Annotated in this window: 26 protein-coding genes; 16 read left to right on the top strand and 10 right to left on the bottom strand. The window is 74.2% G+C overall.

The window, feature by feature from the left end; all coding sequences use genetic code 11:
* Positions 1-161: 161 nt before the first annotated feature.
* The 6 genes from hemL to ccsB are packed head-to-tail and all read left to right on the top strand — an operon-like array spanning position 162 to position 6,218.
* Complete coding sequence (gene hemL, locus H5V45_RS08645; protein ID WP_185252552.1) at positions 162-1,505, top strand: glutamate-1-semialdehyde 2,1-aminomutase; 1,344 nt, start codon at positions 162-164, stop codon at positions 1,503-1,505.
* Positions 1,502-2,182: a histidine phosphatase family protein gene (locus H5V45_RS08640; RefSeq protein WP_185252551.1), complete on the top strand. Its 681-nt coding sequence runs from the start codon at positions 1,502-1,504 to the stop codon at positions 2,180-2,182. The genes hemL and H5V45_RS08640 overlap by 4 nt, the downstream gene beginning before the upstream one ends.
* Entirely contained in the window at positions 2,182-2,787 is a 606-nt protein-coding gene (locus H5V45_RS08635) for a TlpA family protein disulfide reductase (RefSeq protein WP_185252550.1), read from the top strand. The genes H5V45_RS08640 and H5V45_RS08635 overlap by 1 nt, the downstream gene beginning before the upstream one ends.
* Positions 2,780-3,541, top strand: coding sequence for a cytochrome c biogenesis CcdA family protein (locus tag H5V45_RS08630; protein WP_343061483.1), 762 nt, complete (start codon positions 2,780-2,782; stop codon positions 3,539-3,541). Before H5V45_RS08635 ends, H5V45_RS08630 begins: the two co-directional genes overlap by 8 nt.
* Positions 3,538-5,184: a cytochrome c biogenesis protein ResB gene (gene resB / locus H5V45_RS08625; protein WP_185252548.1), complete on the top strand. Its 1,647-nt coding sequence runs from the start codon at positions 3,538-3,540 to the stop codon at positions 5,182-5,184. The genes H5V45_RS08630 and resB overlap by 4 nt, the downstream gene beginning before the upstream one ends.
* A complete protein-coding gene (gene ccsB, locus H5V45_RS08620) occupies positions 5,181-6,218 on the top strand; it encodes a c-type cytochrome biogenesis protein CcsB (protein ID WP_185252547.1) in 1,038 nt (345 codons plus the stop codon). The genes resB and ccsB overlap by 4 nt, the downstream gene beginning before the upstream one ends.
* Positions 6,219-6,252: 34 nt before the next feature.
* Here the strand turns inward: ccsB and H5V45_RS08615 are convergent, their stop codons facing one another.
* Positions 6,253-6,456 carry a hypothetical protein gene (locus tag H5V45_RS08615; protein ID WP_185254747.1) on the bottom strand — a complete coding sequence of 68 codons (204 nt, stop codon included), beginning with the start codon at positions 6,454-6,456 and terminating at the stop codon, positions 6,253-6,255.
* A gap of 45 nt (positions 6,457-6,501) precedes the next feature.
* Between H5V45_RS08615 and H5V45_RS08610 the strand changes: the two genes are divergently transcribed.
* Complete coding sequence (locus tag H5V45_RS08610) at positions 6,502-6,765, top strand: DUF4229 domain-containing protein (protein ID WP_185252546.1); 264 nt, start codon at positions 6,502-6,504, stop codon at positions 6,763-6,765.
* A gap of 59 nt (positions 6,766-6,824) precedes the next feature.
* On the opposite strand, the gene H5V45_RS22320 is transcribed toward H5V45_RS08610, so the two are convergent.
* From H5V45_RS22320 to H5V45_RS08595, 3 genes are read right to left on the bottom strand one after another with little or no spacing between them, the layout of a single operon-like run.
* A complete protein-coding gene (locus H5V45_RS22320) occupies positions 6,825-6,956 on the bottom strand; it encodes a twin-arginine translocase TatA/TatE family subunit (protein WP_185252545.1) in 132 nt (43 codons plus the stop codon).
* 30 nt (positions 6,957-6,986) lie between these two features.
* On the bottom strand, positions 6,987-7,862 hold the full coding sequence (locus tag H5V45_RS08600; protein WP_185252544.1) for a 1,4-dihydroxy-2-naphthoate polyprenyltransferase: 876 nt from the start codon (positions 7,860-7,862) through the stop codon (positions 6,987-6,989).
* Positions 7,863-7,870: 8 nt separating this feature from the next.
* Complete coding sequence (locus H5V45_RS08595) at positions 7,871-9,121, bottom strand: MFS transporter (protein ID WP_343061482.1); 1,251 nt, start codon at positions 9,119-9,121, stop codon at positions 7,871-7,873.
* Between the two features lie 38 nt (positions 9,122-9,159).
* Between H5V45_RS08595 and H5V45_RS08590 the strand changes: the two genes are divergently transcribed.
* From H5V45_RS08590 to H5V45_RS08575, 4 genes are all read left to right on the top strand, one after another.
* Entirely contained in the window at positions 9,160-10,182 is a 1,023-nt protein-coding gene (locus H5V45_RS08590) for an AMP-binding protein (RefSeq protein WP_185252543.1), read from the top strand.
* Entirely contained in the window at positions 10,179-11,153 is a 975-nt protein-coding gene (locus H5V45_RS08585) for an o-succinylbenzoate synthase (RefSeq protein ID WP_185252542.1), read from the top strand. The genes H5V45_RS08590 and H5V45_RS08585 overlap by 4 nt, the downstream gene beginning before the upstream one ends.
* A complete protein-coding gene (gene menD / locus H5V45_RS08580; protein ID WP_185252541.1) occupies positions 11,150-12,748 on the top strand; it encodes a 2-succinyl-5-enolpyruvyl-6-hydroxy-3-cyclohexene-1-carboxylic-acid synthase in 1,599 nt (532 codons plus the stop codon). Before H5V45_RS08585 ends, menD begins: the two co-directional genes overlap by 4 nt.
* Before the next feature lie 1,368 nt (positions 12,749-14,116).
* On the top strand, positions 14,117-14,992 hold the full coding sequence (locus H5V45_RS08575; RefSeq protein WP_185252540.1) for a LysR family transcriptional regulator: 876 nt from the start codon (positions 14,117-14,119) through the stop codon (positions 14,990-14,992).
* A gap of 9 nt (positions 14,993-15,001) precedes the next feature.
* Here the strand turns inward: H5V45_RS08575 and H5V45_RS08570 are convergent, their stop codons facing one another.
* The gene (locus tag H5V45_RS08570; RefSeq protein WP_185252539.1) at positions 15,002-15,874 is read right to left on the bottom strand and encodes a DUF3626 domain-containing protein; all 873 of its coding nucleotides are present in this window, start codon (positions 15,872-15,874) and stop codon (positions 15,002-15,004) included.
* A 56-nt stretch (positions 15,875-15,930) separates the two neighbouring features.
* Between H5V45_RS08570 and H5V45_RS08565 the strand changes: the two genes are divergently transcribed.
* From H5V45_RS08565 to H5V45_RS08555, 3 genes are all read left to right on the top strand, one after another.
* Positions 15,931-16,266, top strand: a complete 336-nt coding sequence (locus tag H5V45_RS08565) for a hypothetical protein (protein WP_185252538.1) — start codon at positions 15,931-15,933, stop codon at positions 16,264-16,266.
* A gap of 37 nt (positions 16,267-16,303) precedes the next feature.
* Positions 16,304-17,224 (top strand): helix-turn-helix transcriptional regulator, encoded by a 921-nt coding sequence (locus H5V45_RS08560; protein WP_185252537.1) that lies wholly within the window; start codon positions 16,304-16,306, stop codon positions 17,222-17,224.
* A 67-nt stretch (positions 17,225-17,291) separates the two neighbouring features.
* Positions 17,292-19,166, top strand: a complete 1,875-nt coding sequence (locus H5V45_RS08555) for a cation:proton antiporter domain-containing protein (RefSeq protein WP_185252536.1) — start codon at positions 17,292-17,294, stop codon at positions 19,164-19,166.
* Between the two features lie 108 nt (positions 19,167-19,274).
* Here the strand turns inward: H5V45_RS08555 and H5V45_RS08550 are convergent, their stop codons facing one another.
* Genes H5V45_RS08550 through H5V45_RS08535 form a run of 4 tightly spaced genes read right to left on the bottom strand, consistent with a single transcriptional unit; the run spans position 19,275 to position 22,439 of the window.
* Entirely contained in the window at positions 19,275-20,105 is an 831-nt protein-coding gene (locus H5V45_RS08550; protein WP_185252535.1) for an NAD(P)H-binding protein, read from the bottom strand.
* Between the two features lie 47 nt (positions 20,106-20,152).
* Positions 20,153-21,328, bottom strand: a complete 1,176-nt coding sequence (locus tag H5V45_RS22620) for a cytochrome P450 (RefSeq protein ID WP_185252534.1) — start codon at positions 21,326-21,328, stop codon at positions 20,153-20,155.
* Positions 21,325-21,834 carry a GNAT family N-acetyltransferase gene (locus H5V45_RS08540; RefSeq protein ID WP_185252533.1) on the bottom strand — a complete coding sequence of 170 codons (510 nt, stop codon included), beginning with the start codon at positions 21,832-21,834 and terminating at the stop codon, positions 21,325-21,327. Before H5V45_RS08540 ends, H5V45_RS22620 begins: the two co-directional genes overlap by 4 nt.
* On the bottom strand, positions 21,831-22,439 hold the full coding sequence (locus tag H5V45_RS08535; RefSeq protein WP_185252532.1) for a LysE family transporter: 609 nt from the start codon (positions 22,437-22,439) through the stop codon (positions 21,831-21,833). The genes H5V45_RS08540 and H5V45_RS08535 overlap by 4 nt, the downstream gene beginning before the upstream one ends.
* A gap of 54 nt (positions 22,440-22,493) precedes the next feature.
* On the opposite strand from H5V45_RS08535, the gene H5V45_RS08530 reads away from it, so the two are divergent.
* Together H5V45_RS08530 and H5V45_RS08525 are read left to right on the top strand one after the other, a co-directional pair.
* Positions 22,494-22,778 (top strand): YciI family protein, encoded by a 285-nt coding sequence (locus tag H5V45_RS08530; protein WP_185252531.1) that lies wholly within the window; start codon positions 22,494-22,496, stop codon positions 22,776-22,778.
* Between the two features lie 21 nt (positions 22,779-22,799).
* Positions 22,800-23,441: an MBL fold metallo-hydrolase gene (locus H5V45_RS08525; protein ID WP_185252530.1), complete on the top strand. Its 642-nt coding sequence runs from the start codon at positions 22,800-22,802 to the stop codon at positions 23,439-23,441.
* An 11-nt stretch (positions 23,442-23,452) separates the two neighbouring features.
* Here the strand turns inward: H5V45_RS08525 and H5V45_RS08520 are convergent, their stop codons facing one another.
* Complete coding sequence (locus H5V45_RS08520; RefSeq protein ID WP_185252529.1) at positions 23,453-24,736, bottom strand: isochorismate synthase; 1,284 nt, start codon at positions 24,734-24,736, stop codon at positions 23,453-23,455.
* Positions 24,737-24,760: the final 24 nt, after the last annotated feature.

Genomic DNA, 24,760 nt, shown 5'->3' with positions numbered 1-24,760 from the left:
CCTACGTCGCACAGGCGCGCACGGGGTGTATCTGAAACGACCGTTCCCAGCGCTCGTGACGCTGAAACCACGCGTCTCAGGAAGTGGTCCGGACCACGTCGCGCGGACCGGGACCGGGCCTCGGTTCGGCGTGGTTGCGGGCCTCGGGGACAATCGCGGGTGTGACCACCGAAGCGACGGCCTCCCGCCCGACCGCAGCGTCCGCGGCTCTCTTCGAGCGCGCCCGCGCGGTCACGCCCGGCGGGGTGAACTCCCCGGTCCGCGCCTTCAACGCGGTGGGCGGCACCCCCCGCTTCATCCGCTCCGCCGCCGGCGCCTGGCTGACCGACGTCGACGGCAACGAGTACGTCGACCTGATCTGCTCATGGGGCCCGATGCTGCTCGGCCACGCGCACCCCGAGGTGCAGGCGGCCGTGGCCGCCGCGGTGGCCCGCGGGACGTCGTACGGCACCCCGACCGAGCCCGAGGTCGAGCTGGCCGAGGAGATCGTGGACCGGGCGCCGGTCGAGAAGGTCCGCTTCGTCTCCTCGGGCACCGAGGCCACGATGTCCGCCATCCGCCTCGCCCGGGGCTTCACCGGCCGCGACGTCGTCGTGAAGTTCGCCGGCTGCTACCACGGGCACGTCGACTCCCTGCTCGCCTCCGCCGGCTCCGGCCTCGCGACGTTCGCCGTCCCCGGCACCCCCGGCGTCCCCGAGTCGTCCACCGCACTGACGCTGGTGCTGCCCTACAACGACCGCGCCGCGGTCGAGCGGGTCTTCGTCGAGCACGGCCCCCGCATCGCCTGCCTGATCACCGAGGCCGCGCCCGGCAACATGGGCGTCGTCCCGCCCGAGCCGGGCTTCAACGCCTTCCTCGCCGAGACCTGCCGCACCCACGGGGCGCTGTTCGTCAGCGACGAGGTGATGACCGGCTTCCGGGCCTCCCGCCACGGCCAGTGGGGCCTCGACGGCGCCGTCGAGGGCTGGCGTCCCGACCTCGTGACCTTCGGCAAGGTGATGGGCGGCGGCTTCCCGGCCGCGGCCTTCGGCGGCCGTGCGGACGTCATGTCCCGGCTCTCGCCCGAGGGCCCGGTCTACCAGGCCGGCACGCTCTCGGGGAACCCGATCGCCACCACCGCCGGGCTCACGACGCTGCGCCTGGCCACCGACGAGGTCTACGCCCACATCGACGCCGCCGGCGAGACGATCAAGGCCGCGGCGGTCGAGGCGCTGAGCGCCGCCGGCGTGCCGCACGTCGTCCAGGCCACCGGCACGATGTTCTCGGTCTTCTTCACCGACCCCGCGCTCGGGGCCGTGCGGGACTTCGAGGACGCCTCGCGCACCGACTCCACGGCGTACGCCGCCTTCTTCCACGCCATGCTCGACCGGCAGGTCTACCTGCCGCCGTCGGCCTACGAGGCGTGGTTCCTCTCGTCCGCCCACGACGACCGCGCGGTGCAGACCGTGCTGGACGCCCTGCCCCACGCCGCCCGCGCGGCCGCCGCCACCGGAGGAGCCCGATGAGCCAGACGCCGGACACGATCGTCCACCTGCTGCGCCACGGCGAGGTGCACAACCCCGAGGGCGTGCTCTACGGCCGCCGCGACGGCTTCCACCTCTCCGAGCTCGGTCGGACCATGGCCCAGCGGGTCGCGGACACGATCAAGGACCGCGACATCGTGCGCGTCGTCGCCTCGCCGCTCGAGCGGGCGCAGGAGACCGGCCGCCCGCTGGCCGAGGCCAAGGGTCTCGAGATCGTCACGGACGCCCGGATCATCGAGTCGACGAACAAGTTCGAGGGGCTGCCGTTCGGCGCCGGCAACAACGCGCTGCGCAGGCCGTCGACGTGGCGCCACCTGTGGAACCCCTTCAAGCCGTCCTGGGGCGAGCCCTACAAGGAGGTCGCCGCCCGGATGATGGCGGCGGTCCACGACGCGCGCGAGGCGGCGAGCGGCCACGAGGCGGTCCTGGTCTCGCACCAGCTGCCGATCTGGACGACCCGCCTGCACGTCGAGAAGCGGTCCTACCTCCACGACCCGCGCAAGCGCCAGTGCACGCTCTGCTCGCTGACGTCGCTGCACTTCGTGGGGGACCGGCTCACGCAGGTCTCCTACTCCGAGCCCGCCGGCGACCTGATCCCGGTGCGCGACCGCAACGCCACCTTCTCGGCCGGCGGCGCCCCCGAGGAGCAGCGGCCCTGATGTCCTCGCACCGTCCCCGCGCCGCCGTGCTGGCGGTGCTCGCCTGCCTGCTGGTGCTGACGGGCTGCACCAGCCTGCAGAAGAGCGGCCAGAAGGGCTACGTGACGGGGGACGGGTCGGTCGCGCTGGTGACCCCCGACGAGCGCGACGAGCCGGTCTCCCTGACCGGTGACGACCTGGACGGCAAGCCGCTGGACCTCGCGGACCTGCGCGGACGGCCGACCGTGGTCGTGGTGTGGGGCTCGTGGTGCGTCGACTGCCGGGTCGAGGCGGCGGACATCGTGGACGCGGCCAACCGGCTCGAGGGCGACGCCCACTTCGTCGGGATCGACATCCGGGACCCCTCCACCGCGCAGGCGAAGACGTACGTCCGCACCTTCGACGTGCCCTACCCGTCGTTCTACTCGCCCGACGGCAAGGCCCTGCTGCAGTTCACCGGCACGCTGACCCCCGGCACCGTGCCCGCGACCGTCGTCCTCGACGCCGAGGGCCGGATCGCCGCCAGCATCATCGGCCGGATCCCCTCCACGACGACGCTGGTCGACGTCGTGCAGGACGTCGCCGCCGAGTCCGATGCCGGGAGCGGGGGCGGCACCGGTGGGTGAGTGGTTCCACGACACGGCCGCGTCCGGCTCGCTCGTGCTCGCCGTCCCGGTGGCGCTGCTCGCCGGGCTGGTCTCGTTCTTCTCGCCCTGCGTGATCCCGCTGCTGCCGGGCTACCTCTCCTACGCGACCGGCCTGTCCGGCGCCGACCTGGCCGCGGGGGCGGCCGGTCGGCGGCGCGGCCGGATGCTGGCGGGCTCGGTGCTGTTCGTGCTCGGCTTCTCGGTCGTCTTCGTGGCGATCGGGGCGCTGTCCGGTGCGGTCGGCAACTGGCTGGTGACCTGGCGCGACACCCTCACGCTGGTGCTGGGCGTCCTCACGATCGTCCTCGGCCTGGTCTTCGCCGGGCTGGTCCCGCTGCTCCAGCGGGACTGGCGCGTGCACCGCGTCCCTGCCGTCGGGCTGGCCGCCGCCCCGCTGCTCGGCTTCCTCTTCGGCCTCGGGTGGACGCCCTGCCTCGGGCCCACCCTGGCGGCCATCACCACCCTCTCGCTCAACGAGGCCACCGCGGGCCGTGGCGCCTTCCTCTCGGCGGTGTACGCCGTCGGGCTGGGCGTCCCCTTCGTCGTCGCCGGCCTGGCCTACCAGCGGGCGCTCGGCGCCTTCGCGTTCGTGCGCCGCCACCAGGCCTGGGTGAGCCGCGCCGGCGGGCTGATGCTCGTGGTCGTCGGCATCCTGCTCGTCACCGGCTGGTGGGCCGTCGCGGTCACCTGGATCCAGTTCCACCTCGTCAGCTCCACGACGGTCGGCGTATGAGCGAGGAGCGGGAGGAGCCCCGCGACGAGCCCCAGTCCGAGCGCCCCCAGGGTCACGCCGACGCGATCGAGCGCGACGCCGACCGGGACCGGCGCCGCTCCGGCGAGCTGACCGCCCGGGAGATGGCCCGCTGGACCTGGCGCCAGGTCACCTCGATGCGCACCGCGCTGGTCCTGCTGCTGCTGCTCGCGCTCGCCGCGATCCCCGGCTCGATCATCCCGCAGAGCGGCGTCGACTCGCTCAAGACCTCGCGCTGGCAGGCCGCGCACCCGCAGCTCACGCCGATCTACGAGCGGCTCGGGCTCTTCGCGGTCTACGACTCGCCGTGGTTCTCGGCGATCTACCTGCTGCTGATGCTCTCGCTGGTCGGCTGCATCGTCCCGCGGACCTTCGTCTACGCCCGCGCGCTGCGCGCGAAGCCGCCGGCCGCCCCCCGCAACCTGACCCGCCTCCCGGACCACGCGACGTACGACACCGACCTCGCGCCCGTCGACGTGCTCGGCCCGGCCGCCGACGCGCTGCGGCGGCGCCGCTACCGCGTCGTCGAGCACGACGGAGCGGTCAGCGCCGAGAAGGGCTACCTCCGCGAGGCCGGCAACCTGCTCTTCCACCTGTCGGTGCTGGTCGTGCTGGTGGGCTTCGCCCTCGGCGGGCTGTTCGGCTACAAGGGCGGCGTGATCGTCGTGGTCGGCGGCGGCTTCTCCAACAACCTCTCGCAGTACGACGACTTCGTGCCCGGCAGCCTCTTCAAGGCCTCCGACATGGAGCCGTTCTCCTTCGACATCGACGACTTCAACGTGGACTTCCTGACCTCGGGGCCGCGCGCCGGGATGGCCCGGGAGTTCGACTCGACGCTGCGGTACCGCACCTCGCCGACCGCGCCCGAGCAGACCTACGACCTCAAGGTCAACCACCCGCTGACGATCGGCGACACCGAGGTCTTCCTCATCGGTCACGGCTACGCGCCGGTCATCACGGTGCGCGACGGCAACGGCGACGAGGTCTACAGCGGGCCGACCGTCTTCCTGCCGACGGACCAGAGCTTCGCGTCCTTCGGCGTCGTGAAGGCGCCCGGCGCCGAGCCGACCCAGATCGGGCTCGAGGGCGAGTTCTACCCGACCGTCGCCTTCTCGAAGCAGACCGGCAGCTACTTCTCCGCGTTCGGCGACACCCTCGACCCACTGGTCTCGCTGCTCGTCTACACCGGCGACCTCGGCATGGACAGCGGCGGCTCGCAGTCGGTCTACGCGCTCGACAAGTCGCGCACGACGATGCTGACCAAGAAGAACGGCGCGCCCTACCGCCTCGATCTCCGGCCCGGCCAGACGACCAAGCTCCCGAACGGGCTCGGGTCCGTCAGCTTCGACGGCGTCCAGCGCTGGAACAAGATCCAGATCTCGCAGACGCCCGGCAAGGAGATCGCGCTGGCCGGCGTCGTCCTCGCCCTGATCGGGCTGCTCGGGTCGCTCTTCATCCGGCCCCGACGCGTCTGGGTTCGTGCCCGTCAGGACGGTGGGTCCACACTGGTCGAGGTGGCCGCCCTGGACCGCTCCGGCGGCGGGGACGTGGCCGTCGTGATCACCGAGCTCATGAGCGCCCTCCCGGGCGCACCCGCGCACCACCCGAAGGAGAAGACGTCGTGACCGACGCTGCATGGGAGACGCTGTCCAACCAGGCCGTGGCGGCCTGCGGGATCGTCTACTTCCTCGCCCTGCTCGCCCACCTGGTCGAGTGGAGCTCGCTGCGCAACGTCCCGGCGGACGCCGACGCCTCGGCCTCGCTCCGCACGGCGGCGTCGTCCCGCGGCGGCGTCGCGGTCGCGACCGGCGGGCCCGGTGACGCCGCGGCCGCTCCTCCGGCCGACGACGCGGCCGCCGGCCGGCGTACGGCACTCTTCGGGCGGCTCGGCCTGATCCTCACGGTCGTGGCCGTCGCGATCCACTTCGTCGGCCTGGTCGGGCGCGGCATGGCCGCGGACCCGAACCGCGTGCCGTGGGGCAACATGTACGAGTTCACCCTCAGCGGGACCTTCGTGGTCGGGCTGTTCTACCTCCTGATGCGGCGCCGCCTCGGCCTCGCCTGGATGGCGCCGATCGTCGTCGGCTTCGTGCTCGCGCTGCTGATGGTCGCGGTGATCTGGCTCTACGACCCGGTCGCCCCGCTGACCGAGGCGCTCAACTCCTACTGGCTCGTGATCCACGTGGTGTCCGCGATCCTCGCGACCGGTGCGTTCACGCTCGGCGGCATCACGTCCGCGATCTACCTCGCGAAGTCGAGGTGGGGCTCGAAGGAGACCGGTCCGCTCGCGCGGGTGCCCTCCCTCGCGACCCTGGACCGGGTGTCCTACCGGATCCACGCCTTCGGCTTCCCGGTGTGGACCTTCGCCGTGCTGATCACCGGCCCGATCTGGGCGCACCAGGCCTGGTCGTCGTACTGGAACTGGGACCCCAAGGAGGTCTGGGCGTTCATCACCTGGGTCGTCTACGCGGCGTACCTCCACGCGCGCTCGACCGCCGGCTGGAAGGGCCGCAACGCCGCCCTGCTGGCGCTGCTCGGCCTCGCGACGCTGTGGTTCAACTTCATCGGGATCAACTACTTCTCCAGCACCAGCCAGCACTCGTACGCCGGCGGCGCGCCCGCGATCGGCGTGGAGCAGGTGCCGGCACCGCGAGGCTGACCCGCTGCGTCACCGCTGGTGGGTCCGGCGCCCGTCAGGGGGCGTCCGGGTCCTCGGGGTGCTTGCGGCGCCGGTCGAGGTCGCGCAGGAAGTCCGGGTCGTCGTCGGGCCCGAAGGGGCGCGGCGGAGGCTGCTGCGAACGGCGCGGGGTGGGGGCGATGCCGCGGCGCTGGATGACGCGCGCCGTGAGGTAGACGGCCACCGCGATGAGGATCACCACCAGCAGGAACTTGAGCACCCCTCCAATGTAGGGCCCCCCTGGTCACGGCCTACCCTGAACCCCGTGAAGGAGTTCGTGATCTACACCGGCCTGCGCATCCTGCTGTTCATCGCGTCCCTCGGCGTGGTGCTCGGGGTGTGGTTGCTGGTCGCCCGGCAGGTCCCGGTCGTCTGGGTCGTGGTGGTCGCGTTCGTGATCAGCGGCATCGCGTCGTACTTCCTGCTCGACCGTCAGCGCGCGGCCTTCGCCGCCCGGGTCGAGGAGCGGGCTGCCCGCGCCACGGCGGCCTTCGACGAGCGCCGGGCCCGCGAGGACGTCGACGACTGAGCCGACTCGGCGCGTCTGCAGACGTCAGAGGTGCCGAGTCGGCGCGTCTGCAGACGGGGTCAGCGGCGCTTGCGCTGCTCGAGCCGGCGCTCGATGCGGCCCTCGGACTGGCCGAGGACGCGCGCGAGGATCGGGACGCGGAACTTGTAGAGCACCACGGCCGCGACGACGAGCAGCAGGATCCAGATCATGGGGCGAGCCTACGCCGCGGGCGCGGCCGCTCAGCCCCGCGCGACGAGCGCGGCGGCGACCAGCGCCGCCCACAGCAGCTCGGCCAGGCCGGTCTGCTGCAGCACCGGGATGAGGCCCGGGCCGGTGGCGCCGCTGCGGACGGTGCGGACGCCGCGGAGCGCCACGGCGAGGAAGCCGAGGCCCACCAGCGCCCACCAGGTGGTCGAGACGGCGACGGCGACCACGGCGGCGGCCGCGGCCAGGACGAGCAGCAGGTAGAGCCCGCGGGTGCGCTCGTCGCCGAGCACCACCGCCAGCGTCCGCTTGCCGGCCACGGTGTCGGTCGGGATGTCGCGGAGGTTGTTGACGACGAGGATCGCGCAGGCGAGCGCGCCGACCCCGACGGCGGCGTACAGCGCCGGCCAGAGCCACGTCTCGGTCTGGACGTACGTCGTCCCGACCACGGCCACGAGGCCGAAGAACACGAAGACCATGACCTCGCCGAGGCCGAGGTAGCCGTAGGGCTTCGAGCCGCCGGTGTAGTACCAGGCGGCGACGACGCTGACGAGGCCGACCGCGACGAGCCACCAGGCCGTCGTCGCCGCCAGCACGAGCCCGGCGACGCCGGCGACCCCGAAGGCCAGGAAGGCGGCCGTCTTCACCGCGCGCGGCGTGGCCCGCCTCGAGCCGACCAGCCGCATCGGGCCGACGCGCTCGTCGTCGGTGCCCCGGATGCCGTCGGAGTAGTCGTTGGCGTAGTTCACCGCCACCTGCAGGGCCAGGCTCACCACCAGGGCGAGCAGGGCCTTCCACCACACCAGGCCGTCGGCGTACGCCGCCACACCGGTGCCGGCGAGGACGGGGGAGACGGCCGCGGGGAGCGTGCGGGGACGGGCTCCGGCGAGCCATTCAGCGGGGGTGGCCACCCGAGGATTCAAGCAGCCGGGACGGTGCCGTACTTCTGCAGGTAGCGCTCGGCCGCGCGGGCGGCCGGGTGGATGCCGATCACGGCCACCACGACGATCGCGCCGATCAGCAGCCAGCCGGGCGTGCCCCACTCGATCGCGAGGAAGGTGTATGCCGCCGGCGCCCACACCGAGCCGAGGGTGCCGCCCAGCCGGGCGGCGCCCTGGTACTCCCCGCGGCGGTCGGGGTCGGAGAGCTCCGCGACCAGGCCCCAGTGGCCGGCCGACTGGAACAGCTCGGCCCCGGTGACCGTGACGTGGCCGAGCCACACCAGCACGATCGTGACCCAGCCGATGGTGTCGTGCGTGACGAGCACGATCAGGCAGGACAGCACGAAGAACGCACCGCTGATCCGCGTCGCGCGCAGGGCCCCGGGCACGGTCTCGGCGCCGCGGGAGGCCGAGACCTGCAGCAGCACGGCGAGGACGGTGTTGGTGCCGAACAGCCACGCCAGCAGCACCCGCGGGGCGTCGGTCTCCTGGACCAGCCAGAGCGGGATCACGACGTTGAGCAGCACCTGGTTGGTGCCGAGGACGCCGTCGCAGACGTTGAGGGCGACGAACGCGCGGTTCTTCAGCGCCCCGGGCGTGATCAGCTGCTTGGGCTCGGCCGGGGCCTCGTCGTGGGCGGCCGCGGGGAGCCGGGAGATGAGGAAGGCGTTCAGGCCCAGGATCGCGCCGGCCACCAGCGGCACCATCCGGACGACGCCGTCGTCGTTGGTGGCGAGCGCGAGGCCGCCGAGCAGGGCGCCGAACGTGAAGCCGATGTTGAGGGCCGCGCGCATGAAGGCCAGCGAGCGGACCCGCTCCTCGCGGGAGAAGATGTCGAGCGTGTAGGCGCCGCGCCCGGCGCCCCCGGCCCCGCCGACCAGCTCGAGCAGGACCATCATCGCGACGTACGCCACGAACCCGTCGATCCACGGCCACGCGAGGTAGAGCAGCGCCTCCGCGAGCGCACCGAGCGCCCACATCCGCTTCGGGCCGACCTTGTCGGCGGCGCGGCCGAGCGGCACGGCGAAGAAGAACGAGACGACCCCGGCGATGGTCAGGCCGAGGCCGACCTGGGCGGCGGAGAGTCCGACGATCTGGGTGAAGAAGACCGCGCTGCCGGTGAGGAAGACGCCCTCGCCGACCGCAAAGAGGATCGACTGCGCGGACAGCCTGCGGGCCAGCGGCGTCGGCGGGAGCATCCGCTCGACGAACGGGGGCAAGGTGGGCACGGCACGGCATTCAACCAGCAGCAACTAGCCTGCGTCGCATGGATTTCCTCCGGCCGGTGGGCGGGCCGACGCGCGACGTCGTGGGGGCGCTCGCGGACTGGCTGGGCGCCGCCGAGGAGCCCGCGCCGCTGGTCGTGGAGACCTCCGGCTCGACCGGCCGCCCCAAGCGCGTGGTGCTGCCGCGGCGCGCGGTGCTCGCCTCCGTGCGCGCCACCGAGCGCCGGCTCGGCGGCTCGGGCCGCTGGCTGCTGACCCTGCCGGCGTCGTACGTCGCAGGCCTGCAGGTCGTCTGCCGCTCGCTGGTCGCCGGGCACGAGCCCGTGCTGCTCGAGGAGCACGGGTCGTTCGTCGAGGCGGCGGCCGCGGTGGGGCCGGGCGGGTTCGTCTCCCTGGTGCCGACCCAGCTGCACCGGATGCTCGAGGTGCCGCAGGAGCGCGACGCGCTGCGCGGCTTCCACACCGTGCTGCTGGGCGGCGGCCCGGTCGACGCGTCCCTGCGCTCGCGCGCCGACGAGGCCGGGGTCCGTGTGGTGGCGACGTACGGCTCGTCGGAGACCGCCGGCGGGTGCGTGTACGACGGGTACGCCCTCGACGGCGTGGCGCTCGCCATCGGACCGGACGGGCGGCTGCGGGTGGGCGGCCCGACGCTCTTCGCCGGCTACGAGGGTGACCCCGCGCTGACCGCGGAGTGCCTGGTGGACGGCTGGTTCCTCACCTCCGACGCCGGACGGCTCGACGAGGACGGCCGCCTGCACGTGCTGGGGCGGCTCGACGATGTCGTCATCAGCGGCGGCGTGAACGTCCCGACCCCGGCCGTCGCGGCCCGCCTGCGCGAGCACCCCGCGGTGCGCGCAGCCGAGGTGCTCGGGGTGCCGGACGAGGAGTGGGGCCACCGGGTGGTGGCGTTCGTCGTCGGCGACCTGTCGCTCGACGAGGCACGGTCCTGGGTGGCCGAGGCGCACCCGCGGAGCTGGGCGCCGCGGGCGGTGGTCGCGCTCGACGAGCTGCCGCTGCTCGCCAACGGCAAGCCCGACCGGCTCCGGCTGCGGGAGCTCGGATGAGGGTCTACGCGGTCCCGATGCGGACCCGCTTCCGCGGCATCGACGTCCGCGAGGGCGTGCTGCTGCGCGGCGACGCGGGGTGGGGCGAGTGGAGCCCCTTCCTGGAGTACGACGTCGAGGTGGCCGAGCCGTGGCTGCGCTGCGCCGAGGAGGCGGCGGCGGGCGACTGGCCCGAGCCGCTGCGCTCGTGGGTGCCGGTCAACGTCACGGTCCCCGCCGTCGGCGCCGAGCGGGCGCACGCGATCACGGCCGCGGGCGGCTGCACGACCGCGAAGGTCAAGGTCGCCGAGCCCGGCCAGACGCTGGGCGACGACCTCGCCCGGGTCGAGGCGGTGCGCGACGCGCTCGGTCCCGGCGGCCGGGTGCGCGTCGACGTCAACGGGCACTGGGACGTCGACGAGGCGGTCGCGGCGATCCGCCTGCTGGACCGCGCGGCCGGCGGGCTGGAGTACGTCGAGCAGCCGTGCGCCACGGTCGAGGAGCTCGCCGCCGTACGCCGGGCGGTCGACGTGCCGGTCGCGGCGGACGAGTCCATCCGGCGGGCGGCCGACCCCTACCGCGTGCGCGACCTCGAGGCGGCCGACGTGGCGGTGCTCAAGGTCCAGCCGCTCGGCGGCGTCCGGGCCTGCCTGCGGATCGCGGAGGACATCGGGCTGCCCGTGGTGGTCTCCTCGGCCCTGGAGACCTCGGTCGGGATCGCGGCCGGGGTGGCGCTGGCGGCGGCCCTGCCGGAGCTGCCCTACGCCTGCGGGCTCGCGACCGTGCAGCTGATGACGGCCGACGTGGTGACCGACTCGCTCCTGCCCGTCGACGGCGCCCTGCGCGTCGGCGTCCCGGACGTCGGCGACGCCCTGCTCGACGCGGTGGCTGCCGACCCCGAGCGGGTGGCGCACTGGGAGGGCCGGCTGGCCGAGGTGCTGGCCTGGCGTGCCGCACGGAGGCCGGGCGTCCGGCAGGATGGCCGCTCGTGAACCCCTCCACCGCGCTGGCCCGTGCCGTCGTCACCGCGCTGGTCGGGGCGGGGGTCCGCGAGGTCGTGATCGCGCCGGGCTCGCGCAACGCGCCGCTCTCCTTCGCCTGCTTCGACGCGGCCGAGGCCGGTCTGCTGCGGCTGCACACGCGCATCGACGAGCGCTCGGCGGGCTTCCTGGCCCTGGGGCTGACCCGCAACGGCGCGCGGGCGGCGGTGGTCTGCACGTCCGGCACCGGGGTGGCCAACCTGCACCCGGCGGTGCTCGAGGCGGCCCACGCCGGCGTCCCGCTCGTGGTCGTGACCGCCGACCGGCCGGCCCGCCTGCGCGGCACGAACGCCAACCAGACCACCGACCAGGTGGGCGTCTTCGGGCCGCTGGTGCCGACGCACGACCTCTCCGCGGCGACCGGCGTGACCTGGCCGGGCGCCGCGGTGGCCGGCGACTTCTCGGTCGTGCACCTCAACGTCCAGCTCGACGACCCGCTCCTGCCCGACGACGCCTGGGTGCCGGGCGACCTGGCGCGCGGGCGCGGCCCGGAGCGCGTGGCGCCCGCCGTCCGGGAGACGATCGGGATCGGCCCGCGCACCGTCGTGGTCGCGGGCGACGACGCCGGGCCTCCGGCGCGCCAGCTCGCCGAGTCGGCCGGCTGGCCGCTGCTCGCCGAGCCGACCAGCGGCTCGCGGACCGGCGACAACGCGCTGCGCTGCTACCGCCTGCTGCTCGACACCGAGCTCGCCGCCTCCGTCGAGCGGGTGGTCGTCTGCGGTCACCCCACGCTGTCCCGCCCGGTCATGCGGCTGCTCGGTCGCGACGACGTGGAGGTGCTCGACGCCGGGGCACGCGGGGTCTGGCGCGAGCGGCCGTTCCCGGTGGCGCACCGCTACGTCGCCGGGGCGCCGTTCGCCGACGGGCGCGACGACCCGTCCTGGCTGGCGGCCTGGCACGACGCGGACCGCTCGGTGGCCCGCCAGCTCGACGCGCTGCTCGCGGGCGAGGCCGACCTCACGCCCTACGACGTGGCGGGGGTCGTGGCGCGGTCGCTGCCGCCCGGTGGCCTCTTGGTCGTGGGGGCGTCCAGCCCGATCCGGGACCTGGACCTGATGGTGCCGAGGTACGACGTCGGCGCCCGGCGCAAGGTGATCGCGAACCGCGGCCTCGCCGGGATCGACGGCACCGTGTCGACCGCGGTCGGGGCGGCGCTGGGCCGCTCGGCGAGCAGCCGGTCGATCGCGCTGATGGGGGACGTGACGTTCCTGCACGACAGCAACGGGCTGGTCCTCGGCCCGGACGAGCCGCGGCCCGACCTCACACTGGTGGTGGTCAACGACGACGGCGGCTCGATCTTCACGATGCTCGAGCAGGGCGCGCCCGAGCACGGCGAGCGCTTCGACCGGCTCTTCGGGACGCCGCACGGGGTCGACCTGGCCTCGCTGTGCGCCGCGACCCGGACGCCGCACTGGCGGGTGGACTCAGCGGCGGAGCTGGAGCACGCGCTGGCGGCGCCGAACGGCGGCGTCGAGGTCGTCGAGGTCCGGGTCCGCCGCGACAACCGGCGCGAGCTCGACGCCCGGATCCGGGCGCTGCGTCCCTGAGGTCGTGCGGTCACTGGGACCGCCGAGTCCGCCCGTCCCGCCTCGTGTGCCTGGGGACGCGCCAGGGCGCGTCGTGAGGCACACGCCGCGGGTTCCTCGGAGCGCGTGCCCTGACCGACCCGTGCGACCCGTGCGACCCGTGCGACCCGCGAGCAGGGCGACGGCGGTGACCACGAGCCCGGACGCCACGAGGACCGGGCGGACGCCGAACGTCGCCAGCAGGGTGCCCCCGACGAGCATCCCGGCGGAGCTCGACGCGCTGACCACGACCGTCTGCCCGGACAGCAGCGTGCGGCGCTCGTCGCCCGAGGAGGTGCGGGTGATCGTGGCGTTGACCGCCGCGATGCCGACCACGACGAAGCCGCCGCTCAGCCCCGCGGCCACCGCGACCCCCGGACGGGTCGGCCAGGCCGCCATGAGCACCCAGGCCAGCCCGGCGACCGTCCAGGCCACCCGCGCGACCGTCAGCACCGGCACCGCCCGGACCACGCGGACGGCGACGAGGGTGCCGGCGACCGCGCCGACGCCGTACCCCGTCATGCCGCAGGCGTAGAGAATGCCCGGGCTGCCCTGCTGGACGCCCAGCACGGCCAGGCCGAGGGAGAAGGCGAACCACGACAGGCAGCTGGTGCCACGCATCCACCAACCCGCCAGCACGTCCGGGCGGTCGGCCAGCGCGGCGCGGATCGGGCCGCGGCCCGGCGCCGGCTCCTCGCCGGGTGCCTCGCCGCCCGGCACGCGCCACGCGAGCAGCCCGGCGAGCAGCACGGCCGCGGCCTGGGACCACAGCAGCCCGACCGTCAGCCCCGCGGCGACGCCGAGCGCGCCGAGACCCGGCCCCACGATCATCCCGACGCGCCGGAGCAGGTCCTGCCAGGTGAGCAGCGCGACCGCCCGGTCCGGCCCGAGCCGGTCGCCGACCTCGGTGAGCAGCGCCGCACGGCCGGGGCCGCCCAGCGTCTCGCCGATGCCGAGCAGCAGTCCGGCGAGGACGAGCACGGGCCCGCTCAGCACGTGCAGGACGGCCGCCCCCGGCACGACCGACAGCGCGACCGCGTCCAGCACGGCCACCGCGGCCAGTCGCGGACCCGTCCGCACCCACTGCCGGGCGGAGCGCGCCCACCAGGGGGACAGCAGCACCGGCAGGCCCTCGGCGCCCGCGACGACGCCGGTGAGCGCGACCGACCCGGTCTGCTCGAGCACCACGAGCGGCAGCGCCACCTGGGCCAGCCGGAAGGCGAGGTCCTGGGTGGCGGAGCCCAGCAGGAGCGCGAGGGCGTCGCGGGTCGGTCGCATGCCTCCACGCTCGTCGGCGCCGGACCCCCGCGGTAGCCGCCGGACATGGACCGTGAGGCATAGCATCAGGCTATGAGTCCATCGCCCAGCGCGCCGGCCGTCGACGACCTCCGGCTGGTGGCCGCGGTCGCCCGGTGCGGCTCGGTCGGCGCCGCGGCGCGCGAGCTGCTGGTCTCCCAGCCGTCCGCGAGCCAGCGGCTGGGCCGGCTCGAGCGCCGGGCCGGCGTACGCCTCTTCGATCGGGACACGCTCGGCGCCCGCCCCACCGTCGCGGGCCGGGAGATGGTCCGGCAGGCCGAGCACATCCTCGGCCACCTCGACGGCGTGTACGACGCCGTGCGGACCGCCACGGCGCAGCGCTCGCTCCACGTCGGGTCGTTCGACTCGCTGGCGGCGGCGCTCTTCCCGGTTCTCGACGAGCTGCTGGTGGGCGTGCGCCTCGACCAGCGCGTCGACCACGGCGACCGGATGCTGGCGTGGGTGGGGGAGGGCACGATGGACGCAGCGTTCGTCTGCATCGCCGAGCAGGTGGTGCTGCCGCGCGGCGTCCTCACCCACCACGTCGGCACCGACGAGCTGGTGCTGCTGCTGCCGGCCGGGATGCGCAAGCCGCGCGGAACCCGGCAGCCCTTCCGCGACCTCGACCTCGCGTGGACGACCTACGACCTGGGCGGCACCCAGCTGCAGGCCCGGTTGGCCGACCTGGGCGCGCGGCCCCGGCGCGGTGCCACGGTCGGGGCGACGCTGGCGATGGCGCGCCGGCAGGCCCAGCCGGCGGTGCTCCCGCGCTCCGCGGTGGCGGGGGCCGGGTCCCTGCGGCCGGGCGAGCGGGTGGTCGACCTGCCGTTCCCCTCCCGGCTGCGGCTCAGCCTGGTCACCGGTCCCGACCCGGACGCGCTGCTGGTGGCCGCGCTGCCGCGGCTGCGCGCCGCCCTCGGCCTGGTCTGAGGCCCTGCCTCAGGCGGGCGAGCCGAACCGCGCGACGTGGTGCCAGACCTTCTTGAGGTCCTGCGGGTCCTCGCGGCCGTCGAGCACTGCCCGGCCGATCGTCGCGGCGTCGAGGCGGCCGTCCACGGCGACCCGGCGTCCGACCGCCACGACGTGCGGGCCGCGGAAGTGCGGGTGGTCGCCCAGCGTCACCACGTCCAGGACGCGGCCCTCGTGCCACTCCACGGCGACCCCGATGGCCCCCGCGTGCTCCTCGGTCGGGGTGCCGCGGAAGGACGGGTCGAGGACGAGGGCCTCGAGGTCGTCGGGCAGACCGACCCGGCCGTGGACGTGCGCCTCGACGTAGTCGTCGAGGACGCCGCCCTCGGTCGCCTCGACCTCGTCGGTGAGCTCGCGCGCGTCGTACGCCTCGACCAGCGGGAGCAGCCCGAACCGGTCCGGCGTCGCCAGCGCGTCCGGCTCGAAGACCGAGTCGGGGAAGCAGAAGGTCGTCCGCCCGAGGACGGACGCCGCCAGCCGGAGGTGCGCGGAGCCGAAGCGGGGAGCGGCGCCGACGCTGCGGCGGCGGTGGTCGAGGGCGCCGTACTTCGGCCGCTCGGCCGCCGGGGCGTCGTCGTACGCATGACCGAAGATGCGCTGCTCCCACCGCCACCGGCTGCCGCCCGGGTGCGCGGTCAGCCCGCCGTTGCTGGTGCCGGTCTCGAACTGCGAGCGGTAGCACCCGTCCTGCGCGATCCGCTCGAGGACGGTGCGGCCGTCGAGGACGCGGTCGGGGTGGAAGTTCAGCGTGACCCGGAGCGTCGGGTCCAGCGGACCGCCGGACGCCGAGGCGGCGACGTGCGCGATCGCCGCTGCCGCCCACCGGCTGGTGCCCGTCGCCATGCGCCGATGGTGCCACCCGGGTTTCGGTGCTGTCCTGCCACGGGCAGACTCCGGCCATGACCGACCAGCCGATGCCCGGTGTGATCCCCTACGTCGAGTTCCACGCCGGCCCCCGCCGGGTCCTCACGCTCAACCTGACCAGCGGGAACGCCATGGCGACCAGCAAGCACCGGCCGGTCGTCAGCATCGACGGTCGGCAGTACCTCGTCATCTGGGGCGGCGTCAGCTTCGAGGTCCCTGCCGACCGCAACGTGCACGTCAGCGTGCACGTCGAGGCCGACCACATCACCCAGGTCGCGTCGATGCTGCTGCCGCCGGGGGCCGGGCCCAAGGTCTTCCAGTACGCCACGCACTACTCCAGCGGGATCGGCACCCTCGCCGAGCAAGCGTGATCAAGACGGGGACCGGCGTCGTCGGCACGATGGCGGCATGAGCACGTCCACCGACGCCTTCGCGGACTTCGTCGACCACCTCGCCGAGGCGCTCGACGACGCCCGCATCACCGAGGCGACGGGGGAGGAGTGGGCCGCCCGGCTGCACTTCTCGCGCTACCACTTCGACCGGATGATCCGCTCCGTCGCGGGGGAGCCGCCGAGCGCGCTGCGCCGGCGCATCCTGCTGGAGCGGGCGGCGTACCGCATGGTCACGACGACCGCGCCCCTCCTCGACATCGCCGTCGAGGCGGGCTACGGCTCGCACGAGGCCTTCACGCGGGCGTTCGCCAAGGCGTACGGCGTCCCGCCGGCGACCTGGCGCCGCAAGCCGGGCCACCTCCAGATCGAGGCGCCGAGCGACGTGCACTTCCAGCCACCCGGGACCCTGCGGTTCCCGGCGAGAGACAGGGTGACGTCCGTGGACCTGCTGACGAGGATGGTGGAGCACCACGTGTGGCTGACCGGCGAGATGGTCCGGCTGGCCGAGCGCCTCGACGAGGGGCAGCTCGACGAGGTGGTCGGGCTGGCCGTCGACGACGACGAGCAGACGATCCGCTCGCTGCTGTCGCGGCTCGTGGGGCAGATGGGCATGTGGAACGCCGCGCTGGCGACCCGTGAGTACGACTGGTCGGTGGAGGAGCACGAGTCGCTGTCGTCGCTCCGGCAGCGGCTGGCGACCGAGGGGCCGACGTACCTCGCCCACGTCCGCTCGGTGGTGGCCGCCGACCGTCTCGACGACACGTTCGTCGATGCGCTCTGCGAGCCGGCCGAGGTGTTCACCTACGGCGGGATGGTCGCCCACGTGCTGACCTTCGCGGCCCACCGCCGCACCCTCGTGGCGCTCGCGCTCGCCCGTCACGGGGTCGAGGACCTCGGCTGGGGCGACCCGATGCTGTGGGTGGCGCAGCCGGTCTGAGCCGCGGCCGGGGGTCGCCGGGCGGCACGTGGTCGCCGGGCGCCCAGCCATCCGCGACAATGGAGGGGTGGAGATCGCCCTGCTGCTCGTGGCCATGGCCGTCGGCGTGCTGGCGTTCGCCGCGCTCGCCGAGCGGCTCGACCTGCCCCCGCCGCTGGTGCTGATCGTGGTCGGGGTCGGGGTGTCGTACATCCCCGGTGTCCCGCAGATCGACCTCGAGCCCGACGTGGTGCTGCTCGGCCTGCTGCCGCCGCTGCTCTACGCCACCGCGATCCAGAGCTCGCTGGTCGACTTCAACGCCAACCGCCGCGCGATCCTGCTGCTCTCCGTGGGGCTGGTCGCCTTCACCACCGTGGGCATCGGTCTGGTCGTCCACGCCCTGCTGCCGGCCACCTCGTGGGCGGCGGCCTTCGCGATCGGCGCCGTCGTGGCGCCGCCCGACGCCGTGGCGGCGACCGCGATCGGCCGGCGGATCGGGTTGCCACGACGGGTCGTCACGATCCTCGAGGGCGAGTCGCTCCTCAACGACGCCACCGCGCTGGTCGCGCTCCGCACGGCCACCGCCGTGATCCTGGTCGGGTCCGCCGAGGTGCAGACCTGGCGGGTCGCGGCCGACTTCGTGTGGGCGGCCGCGGGCGGCGTCCTGGTCGGCGGGCTGTTCTTCGTCGTCGTCGCCTGGATGCGCAAGAAGATCACCGACCCGGTGCTCGACACCGGCATCTCGTTCGTCATCCCGTTCGCGGCGTACCTCGCGGCGGAGGAGATCCACGCGTCCGGCGTCGTCGGCGTCGTGATCGCCGGGCTGCTGCTCGGCCACAAGGCGCCGATCATCCAGACCGCCCAGTCGCGGATCTCCGAGCGGATGAACTGGCGCACCATCGCCTACGTCCTCGAGAACACCGTCTTCCTGCTGATCGGCCTGCAGGCCAAGCACCTCTTCGAGGATGTCGGCACCAGCCCGGTGCACACCTGGCGGATCGTCGCGGTCTGCGCGGCCACGCTGGTCGGCGTCATCGTGATGCGGATCGGCTGGGTCTTCATGGCCCGCTACGCGCTGGTCCGACCCGGTCCGGACCCGGACATCGGCCACAAGCCGCCGTGGACCTTCTCCTTCGTGCTGAGCTGGGCGGGCATGCGCGGCGTGGTGACGCTGGCCGCCGCCTTCACGATCCCGCTCGAGGCCGAGAACCGCGAGATCCTGCTCTTCATCGCCTTCACGGTCGTGGCCGGCACGCTGTTCCTGCAGGGGCTCTCGCTGCCGTGGGTGGCGCGCCGCCTACGGGTGCCCTCACCGGACCCGATGGACGACGCCCTGGCCCGGGCCACGATCCTGCAGCAGGCCTCGAAGGCCGGCTACGAGGCACTGGACGCGCTGGAGTACGACGACCCGCACGGCGTCGGCGAGCTGGTCCAGCAGCGCACCGACCAGCGCAACTTCGCCGCCTGGGAGCGGCTCGGCACCACCGCCGACGAGGAGACGCCGAGCGAGACCTACTCCCGGGTGCGGCGGACCATGATCGACGCCGAGCGGCGCCGCGTGCTGGAGATCCGGCGCTCGGGCACGGTCGCCTCGGAGGTGATCAGCGAGGTGCTGTCGATGCTGGACGTCGAGGAGTCGATGCTCGAGATCGCCCACCAGGAGCACGACGAGCTCAAGGTCGTGAACGCCCACCGGCGCCCGCGCGGCGAGGTCTGCGACGAGCTCACGGCGTACGATGTCGTGGAGACCGCCCCCGACCCGATCTGCCAGGAGTGCCTCGACGAGGGCACCCGCTGGGTCGCCCTGCGGCAGTGCCTGGAGTGCGGGCACGTCGCCTGCTGCGACTCCTCGCCGAAGCAGCACGCCACGGCGCACTTCCGCGACACCACGCACCCCGTCATGCAGTCGGCCGAGCCCGGCGAGGACTGGCGCTGGTGCTTCGTGCACCACCTCACCGCGTGAGTCCCACGCGTCGCTGCGGCACCACTGACCGGGGGAAGCTGGCGCTTTCGAGGGTGTGAAACGATTCAAACCGTCAAATTCCCCGGATATCCGGGGAAATCGACACCCTCACCCCAGCGCCGCCTCGATGGTCCGCGCCTCGTGGCCGGCGACCCGCCGCACGTCGTCGGTGACCTCCGCGCAGGAGCCGTCCGCGATGGCGGTGTAGGTGCTGACCCAGGCGTCGAGCTGCCACTGCTCGGCGTCGTACGCCGCGGCCCGCGACGCGTAGGCCTCCTCGACCGTCTCGTCCTCGAAGCGGAGGTCCCGGCCGAGGACGGCGCCGGCGCGCGCCGCCACCTCGGTGAGCGTGAGCGCCTCCGGCCCGGTGAGGGTGTACGTCGCCCCCGCGTGGGCGGCCGGGTCGCGGAGCACCGCGACCGCGACGTCGGCCACGTCCGCGCGGGCGACGGCGGCCACCCGACCCTCGCCGGCCGGACCGCGGATGACGCCCGCCGCGTCGGCGAAGTACGGCAGCAGGTCGCTGTAGAAGTTGTCGCGCAGGAACGTGAACGCCATCCCGCTGTCGCGGATCGCCTGCTCGGCGTCGTGGTGGTCGCGGCCGAGGGTGAAGGTGGCGTCGGCCGCGGCACCCGAGAACGACGTGTAGACGAGGTGGGCGACCCCGGCCCGCGCGGCGGCACGGATGAATGTGCGGTGCTGCGCGCGGCGGTCCTGCGCCTCGGCGGCGGACACCATGAACAGGGTGTCGACACCCTCCAGGGCGGCCACGGCGGCCTCCTCGTCGGCGTACGCGCACTCCCGCACGTCACAGTCCACGTCCGGTGCGCGGGACGCGTCGCGAACGACGAGCCGCAGGTCGATCCGGAAGTCGCTCCCGGCCAGGGCCTTCGTGACGAGCCCACCCAGGGCTCCGGTGGATCCGGTGACGGCGATCATGGCGACTCCTCGGGGCAGGGCGTGGGCGGGGCGTGGTCAAGGCGTGGTCAGGACGACGGGGTGAAGCGGATCGGGAAGCGGAGCGGTCCGGTGTTCCCGGACACAGGCAACCACGCACCGGGTCCGTCGGGTTCCGCGTCGGGCATCCGGCGCGCGAGCAGCGGGAGCGCGACCGCCATGTCGGTGCGGGCGACGAAGTGCCCGAGGCAGTGGTGGACCCCGGCACCGAAGCCGTGGTGCGGCGGGCGCTGCGCGGTGATGTCGAACGACGGGTCCGGCATCGCCGCGGGGTCGGTCCCGGCGGCGTGCGAGAGCATCTGCACGATGCCGCCGCGGGGGATGTGCAGGCCCTGGAAGTCGACGTCCTCGAGCGCCTCGCGGGTCACCCAGGTGACCGTGGGGTTGACCCGCATGACCTCCTCGACGGCGTTGCCGCCCAGCTCCGGCCGCTCCCCGAGCAGCCGCCACTGGTCGGGGTGCGCGAGCAGCGTCTGCAGCGCGAGCCCGAGCTGGTTGCGGGTGGTCTCCATCCCGGCGAAGGCGAGGAAGACCAGCGCGACACCGAGCTCGTGCCGGCTCAGTCCGTCGGCCTCCTGGGCCTGGACCAGCGTGCTGACCAGGTCATCACGCGGCCGCGCCTGACGGTCCGCGACGACCTCGTCGACGTGCCCGCGCAGGCCCTCGAGGGCGGCCTCGATCCGCGGCACCTGGTTGCCCACGTCGATGGAGAACGACGCGCCGAGGTCGTCGGCCCAGCGCGCGACCTGCGGCCAGTCGCCGTCGGGCAGCCCGAGCAGCAGGCAGATGATGCGCGCGGCGTACGGCTCGGCGAACTCGTGCACGAACTCGACCCGGCCGCGGTCCGCGAAGCCGTCGACCAGCTCGTCCGCAAGGGCCTGGAAGCGCGGCGTCATCGCGGCGATCGTCTTGTTGCGGAACGCCGGCATCAGCAGCCGCCGGATCCGGGCGTGGTCCTCGCCCTCGAGGCTGAGCAGCGTCTCCTGCCACCAGTCCGAGAACAATCCGGAGTGGATGCCGTTCTGCGCCGGCCAGCGGGCGTTGCCCTGCCGGAAGCGGCGGTCACGCAGCAGCGCGCTCACCTCGGCGTAGCGGAGCACCGCCCAGCCCCAGTTGGTCTCGACGTACCAGTCCTCGTCGCGCGCGGCGTGCACCGCCGCCGAGGTGACGTCGAAGGTCGGGTCGCCGAGGTCGAAGGTCGTCACGGCCGCACCATCCGGATCTCCCAGCAGTCGAGACCGGCGTAGTGCTCGCGGGCGCCGTCCGGCACGAACCCGTTGCGGGCGTAGAACCCCTGCGCCCGGTGGTTGTCCTCGAGCACCCACAGCGACGTCGCCCCGTCGGGGAGCACGGCGTCGAGGAGCGCCTGGCCGAGGCCGGAGCCCCACCAGCGCTCGCGGGTGTAGACGGCGTACAGCTCGTACGGCGCGACGCGGCCCGACACCTTGGTGCCGTCCCGGTTCTCGCCGACGACCGCGAAGCCGACGAGGTCGCCGTCCCGCGACTCGGCCACGGTCCGCGGCGGCCCGTCGGCGAGCTGGGCGTGCCAGGCGTCGACCCACCGCTGCCGGTCGTGCAGGCGGGCCTCGAGCTGCTCGCGCCCGACCAGCGGGCCGTACGCCTCGCGCCAGCACGCCAGGTGCAGGTCGGCGCCGGCCTCCGCGTCGGCGGCCACTGCCGGCCGCAGGACGACACCCTCGGGAACGCTCACGGCAGCATCGTATGGACGGCCAGGCCCGCGATCACCAGGGAGGACACCAACCCGGTCACGAGGTGGGCGCGCGGCCCGGTCGCGACGCGGCCGAGCACGGCGCCGCCGCCGGCGAGCGTGAGCTGCCAGGAGGCCGAGGCGGAGAAGGCCGCCAGGACGAACACGGCGCCCTCGACCGGGTTCGACACGAGGTGCCGGTTGCCCAGCACGACGGCGGCGAAGTAGACGACCGTCGCGGGGTTGACCGCCGTGATGCCGGCGAACAGGAGGTACGCGCGCCCCGCGCCCATCGCCGCCGCCTCACGCGGCCGGCCGCCGGTGGCGAGTGCGTGCGCGGCCGTGAGCGCCGCGAGGGCGAGCAGCACCACCCCCGACGCGATCCGCAGCGGCGTGGCGACCGGCGTGAGCACCGCCGACAGCGCCGCCCCGGCCGCCACCGCCAGCGTCGCGTAGACGCCGTCGACCGTGGCGATCCCCAGGCCGGCGGCCGCGCCCACGGCGTACGACGTCCGCGCGGTGAGCGTGACGAGGAACGCTCCGACCGCGCCGATCGGGATCGCGATCGCCCAGCCGGTGACGAGACCGGAGACGACCACCTCGAGCACCGGCCGATCATCCCGGTCGGAGGCGGCGGACGGCCACCGGATTACGGTGGGGCCATGTCCTACTTCGCCGTGACCTACGCCTACACCGACGACACCGCGGCCCGCGACGAGCTGCGGCCCGCGCACCGCGAGTTCCTGGCGGCGCAGGCGACGCTGGCCCTGTCCGGGCCCACCGACGACGACGGTGCCCTGCTGCTCTTCGAGGCGGGCTCCGCCGACGAGGTGGCGACGCTGCTGGACGAGGACCCCTTCGCGACCGCCGGGCTCGTCGCCGAGCGGAGCGTGGTCGGGTGGAACCCGGTCCTCGGGCCCTGGCGCGAGCAGCTCGGTCTCTCCTGATCCCGGGCTAGCGTGGGCGCCATGCGGATCACCAAGCTCGGCCACGCCTGCGTCCGTCTCCAGCACGACGGCGCGACCGTCGTGCTCGATCCCGGCGTCTTCACCGACGCCGGCGCGGTCGACGGGGCGGACGCGGTGCTGATCACGCACGAGCACCCCGACCACTATCTGCCCGACCACCTCCGGGCGACCGACGCCCGGATCTTCACGATCGACGCCGTCGCGGCGCGGATCCGTGAGGATGCGCCCGAGCTGCTCGACCGGGTCACCGTGGTCGCGCCGGGGGAGTCCTTCGAGGCGGCCGGTCTGCCGGTCCGGGCGGTCGGCGAGCTCCACGCCGTGATCCACTCGGAGCTGCCGCGCTTCCACAACAGCGGCTACGTCATCGGGCTGGGCAGCGAGAAGGTCTTCCACCCCGGGGACGCGCTCACCGGTCCCGGCGAGCAGGTCGACGTGCTGCTCGTGCCGGTCTCCGCGCCGTGGATGCGCGCGTCCGAGGGCATCGACTTCGCCCGCGAGGTCCGGGCGCCGCGCAACGTCGCCATCCACGACCGGGTCTACTCCGACGCCGGCCTCGGGATCGTGGACACCCACATGTTCACGTTCCTCCCGAAGGAGGGGCTGTCCTACGTCCGCCTCGCCGACGGCGACGACCTGACCTGAGGGCGGGTCGGTCAGGCGGGGCCGAGCGCGTCGCGCACGGGGACGAACTTGGCCTGGGACTCGGCGAGCTCGGCCTCGGGGTCGGAGTCCGCGACGATGCCGCAGCCCGCGAACAGCCGGACCGTGTCGCCGTGGATCGACGCGGAGCGCAGCGCGATGCCCCACTCGCCGTCGCCGCTGGCGTCCATCCAGCCGACCGGGCCGGCGTAGCGGCCCCGGTCCATGCCCTCGATCTCGCTGATCAGCGCCGTCGCGACCGGCGTCGGCGTCCCGCCGACCGCGGCCGACGGGTGCAGCGCCTCGGCCAGCTGCAGCGAGGTGACCGTGCCGGCGTCGTGGACGACCCCGGCGACGTCGGTGGCGAGGTGCATGACGTTGGGGAGGTGCAGGACGAACGGCGCCTCGGGGACGTTCATCGACGAGCAGTGCGGGTCGAGCGCGTCGGCGACCGAGCGGACGGCGTACTCGTGCTCCTCGAGGTCTTTCGACGAGCGCGCCAGCGTCGCGGCGAGCGCGAGGTCGCGCGAGTCGTCGCCCGTACGCCGGATGGTGCCCGCCAGCACGCGGGACGTGACCAGCCCGCGCTCGCGACGGACCAGCATCTCGGGGGTGGCGCCGAAGAGGCCGTCGACGTGGAAGGTCCAGCACATCGGGTAGGACTCCGCGAGGCGCCGCAGCGGCCAGCGCACGTCGATCGGGGCGGTCGCGGTGGCGATGAGGTCGCGGGCGAGCACGACCTTCTCCAGGTCGCCGGCGCTGATCCGGGCGACCGCGTCAGCGACGACGGTCATCCAGCGCTCCCCGTCCAGCGCGCCGTCGGCGAAGCTGATGTCGACGGGTGCGGGCGGGTCGTCGGCGAGGGTGACGTGGTGGTCCAGCAGGTCGAGGCCGGCGCGCGAGACCGTGGTGAGCCAGGTCGTCTCGCCGCGGCGGCCGATGGTGATCTCCGGGACCACGAGGACGGAGTCGCCCGGGTCGTCGGCGAAGGCGAAGGAGCCGAAGCTGACCAGGCCGGTGCCGGGCTCGGCGACGTCGTCGCGGACCACGCTGCGCGCGGTCGTCTCGCTCCACCACTTCACCGCGTCGGCGAAGCGGGTGGGACCGCTGGTCCGGATCTCGGCGGCGACGCCCCAGCCGACCAGGCCTTCGCCGCGGCGCAGCCAGGTGACCGGGCTCTGCGTCGGCAGCAGGCCGAGGAGCGAGTCGACGTGGTCACCCTCGAGGCGGACGGTGCGCACGACGAGGGGGGCCTGCCCCGGCTCGGCAGCCGCGTCGGGGGTCGCGCGTGACGTCACGAGGAGGAAGCGTACGCCGGTGAC

This window comes from Nocardioides luti (assembly GCF_014212315.1).
Classification (GTDB): Bacteria; Actinomycetota; Actinomycetes; order Propionibacteriales; family Nocardioidaceae; genus Nocardioides; species Nocardioides luti.
Note: the sequence above shows the minus strand (reverse complement) of the source record. Positions and strands in the feature narration are given on the sequence as shown.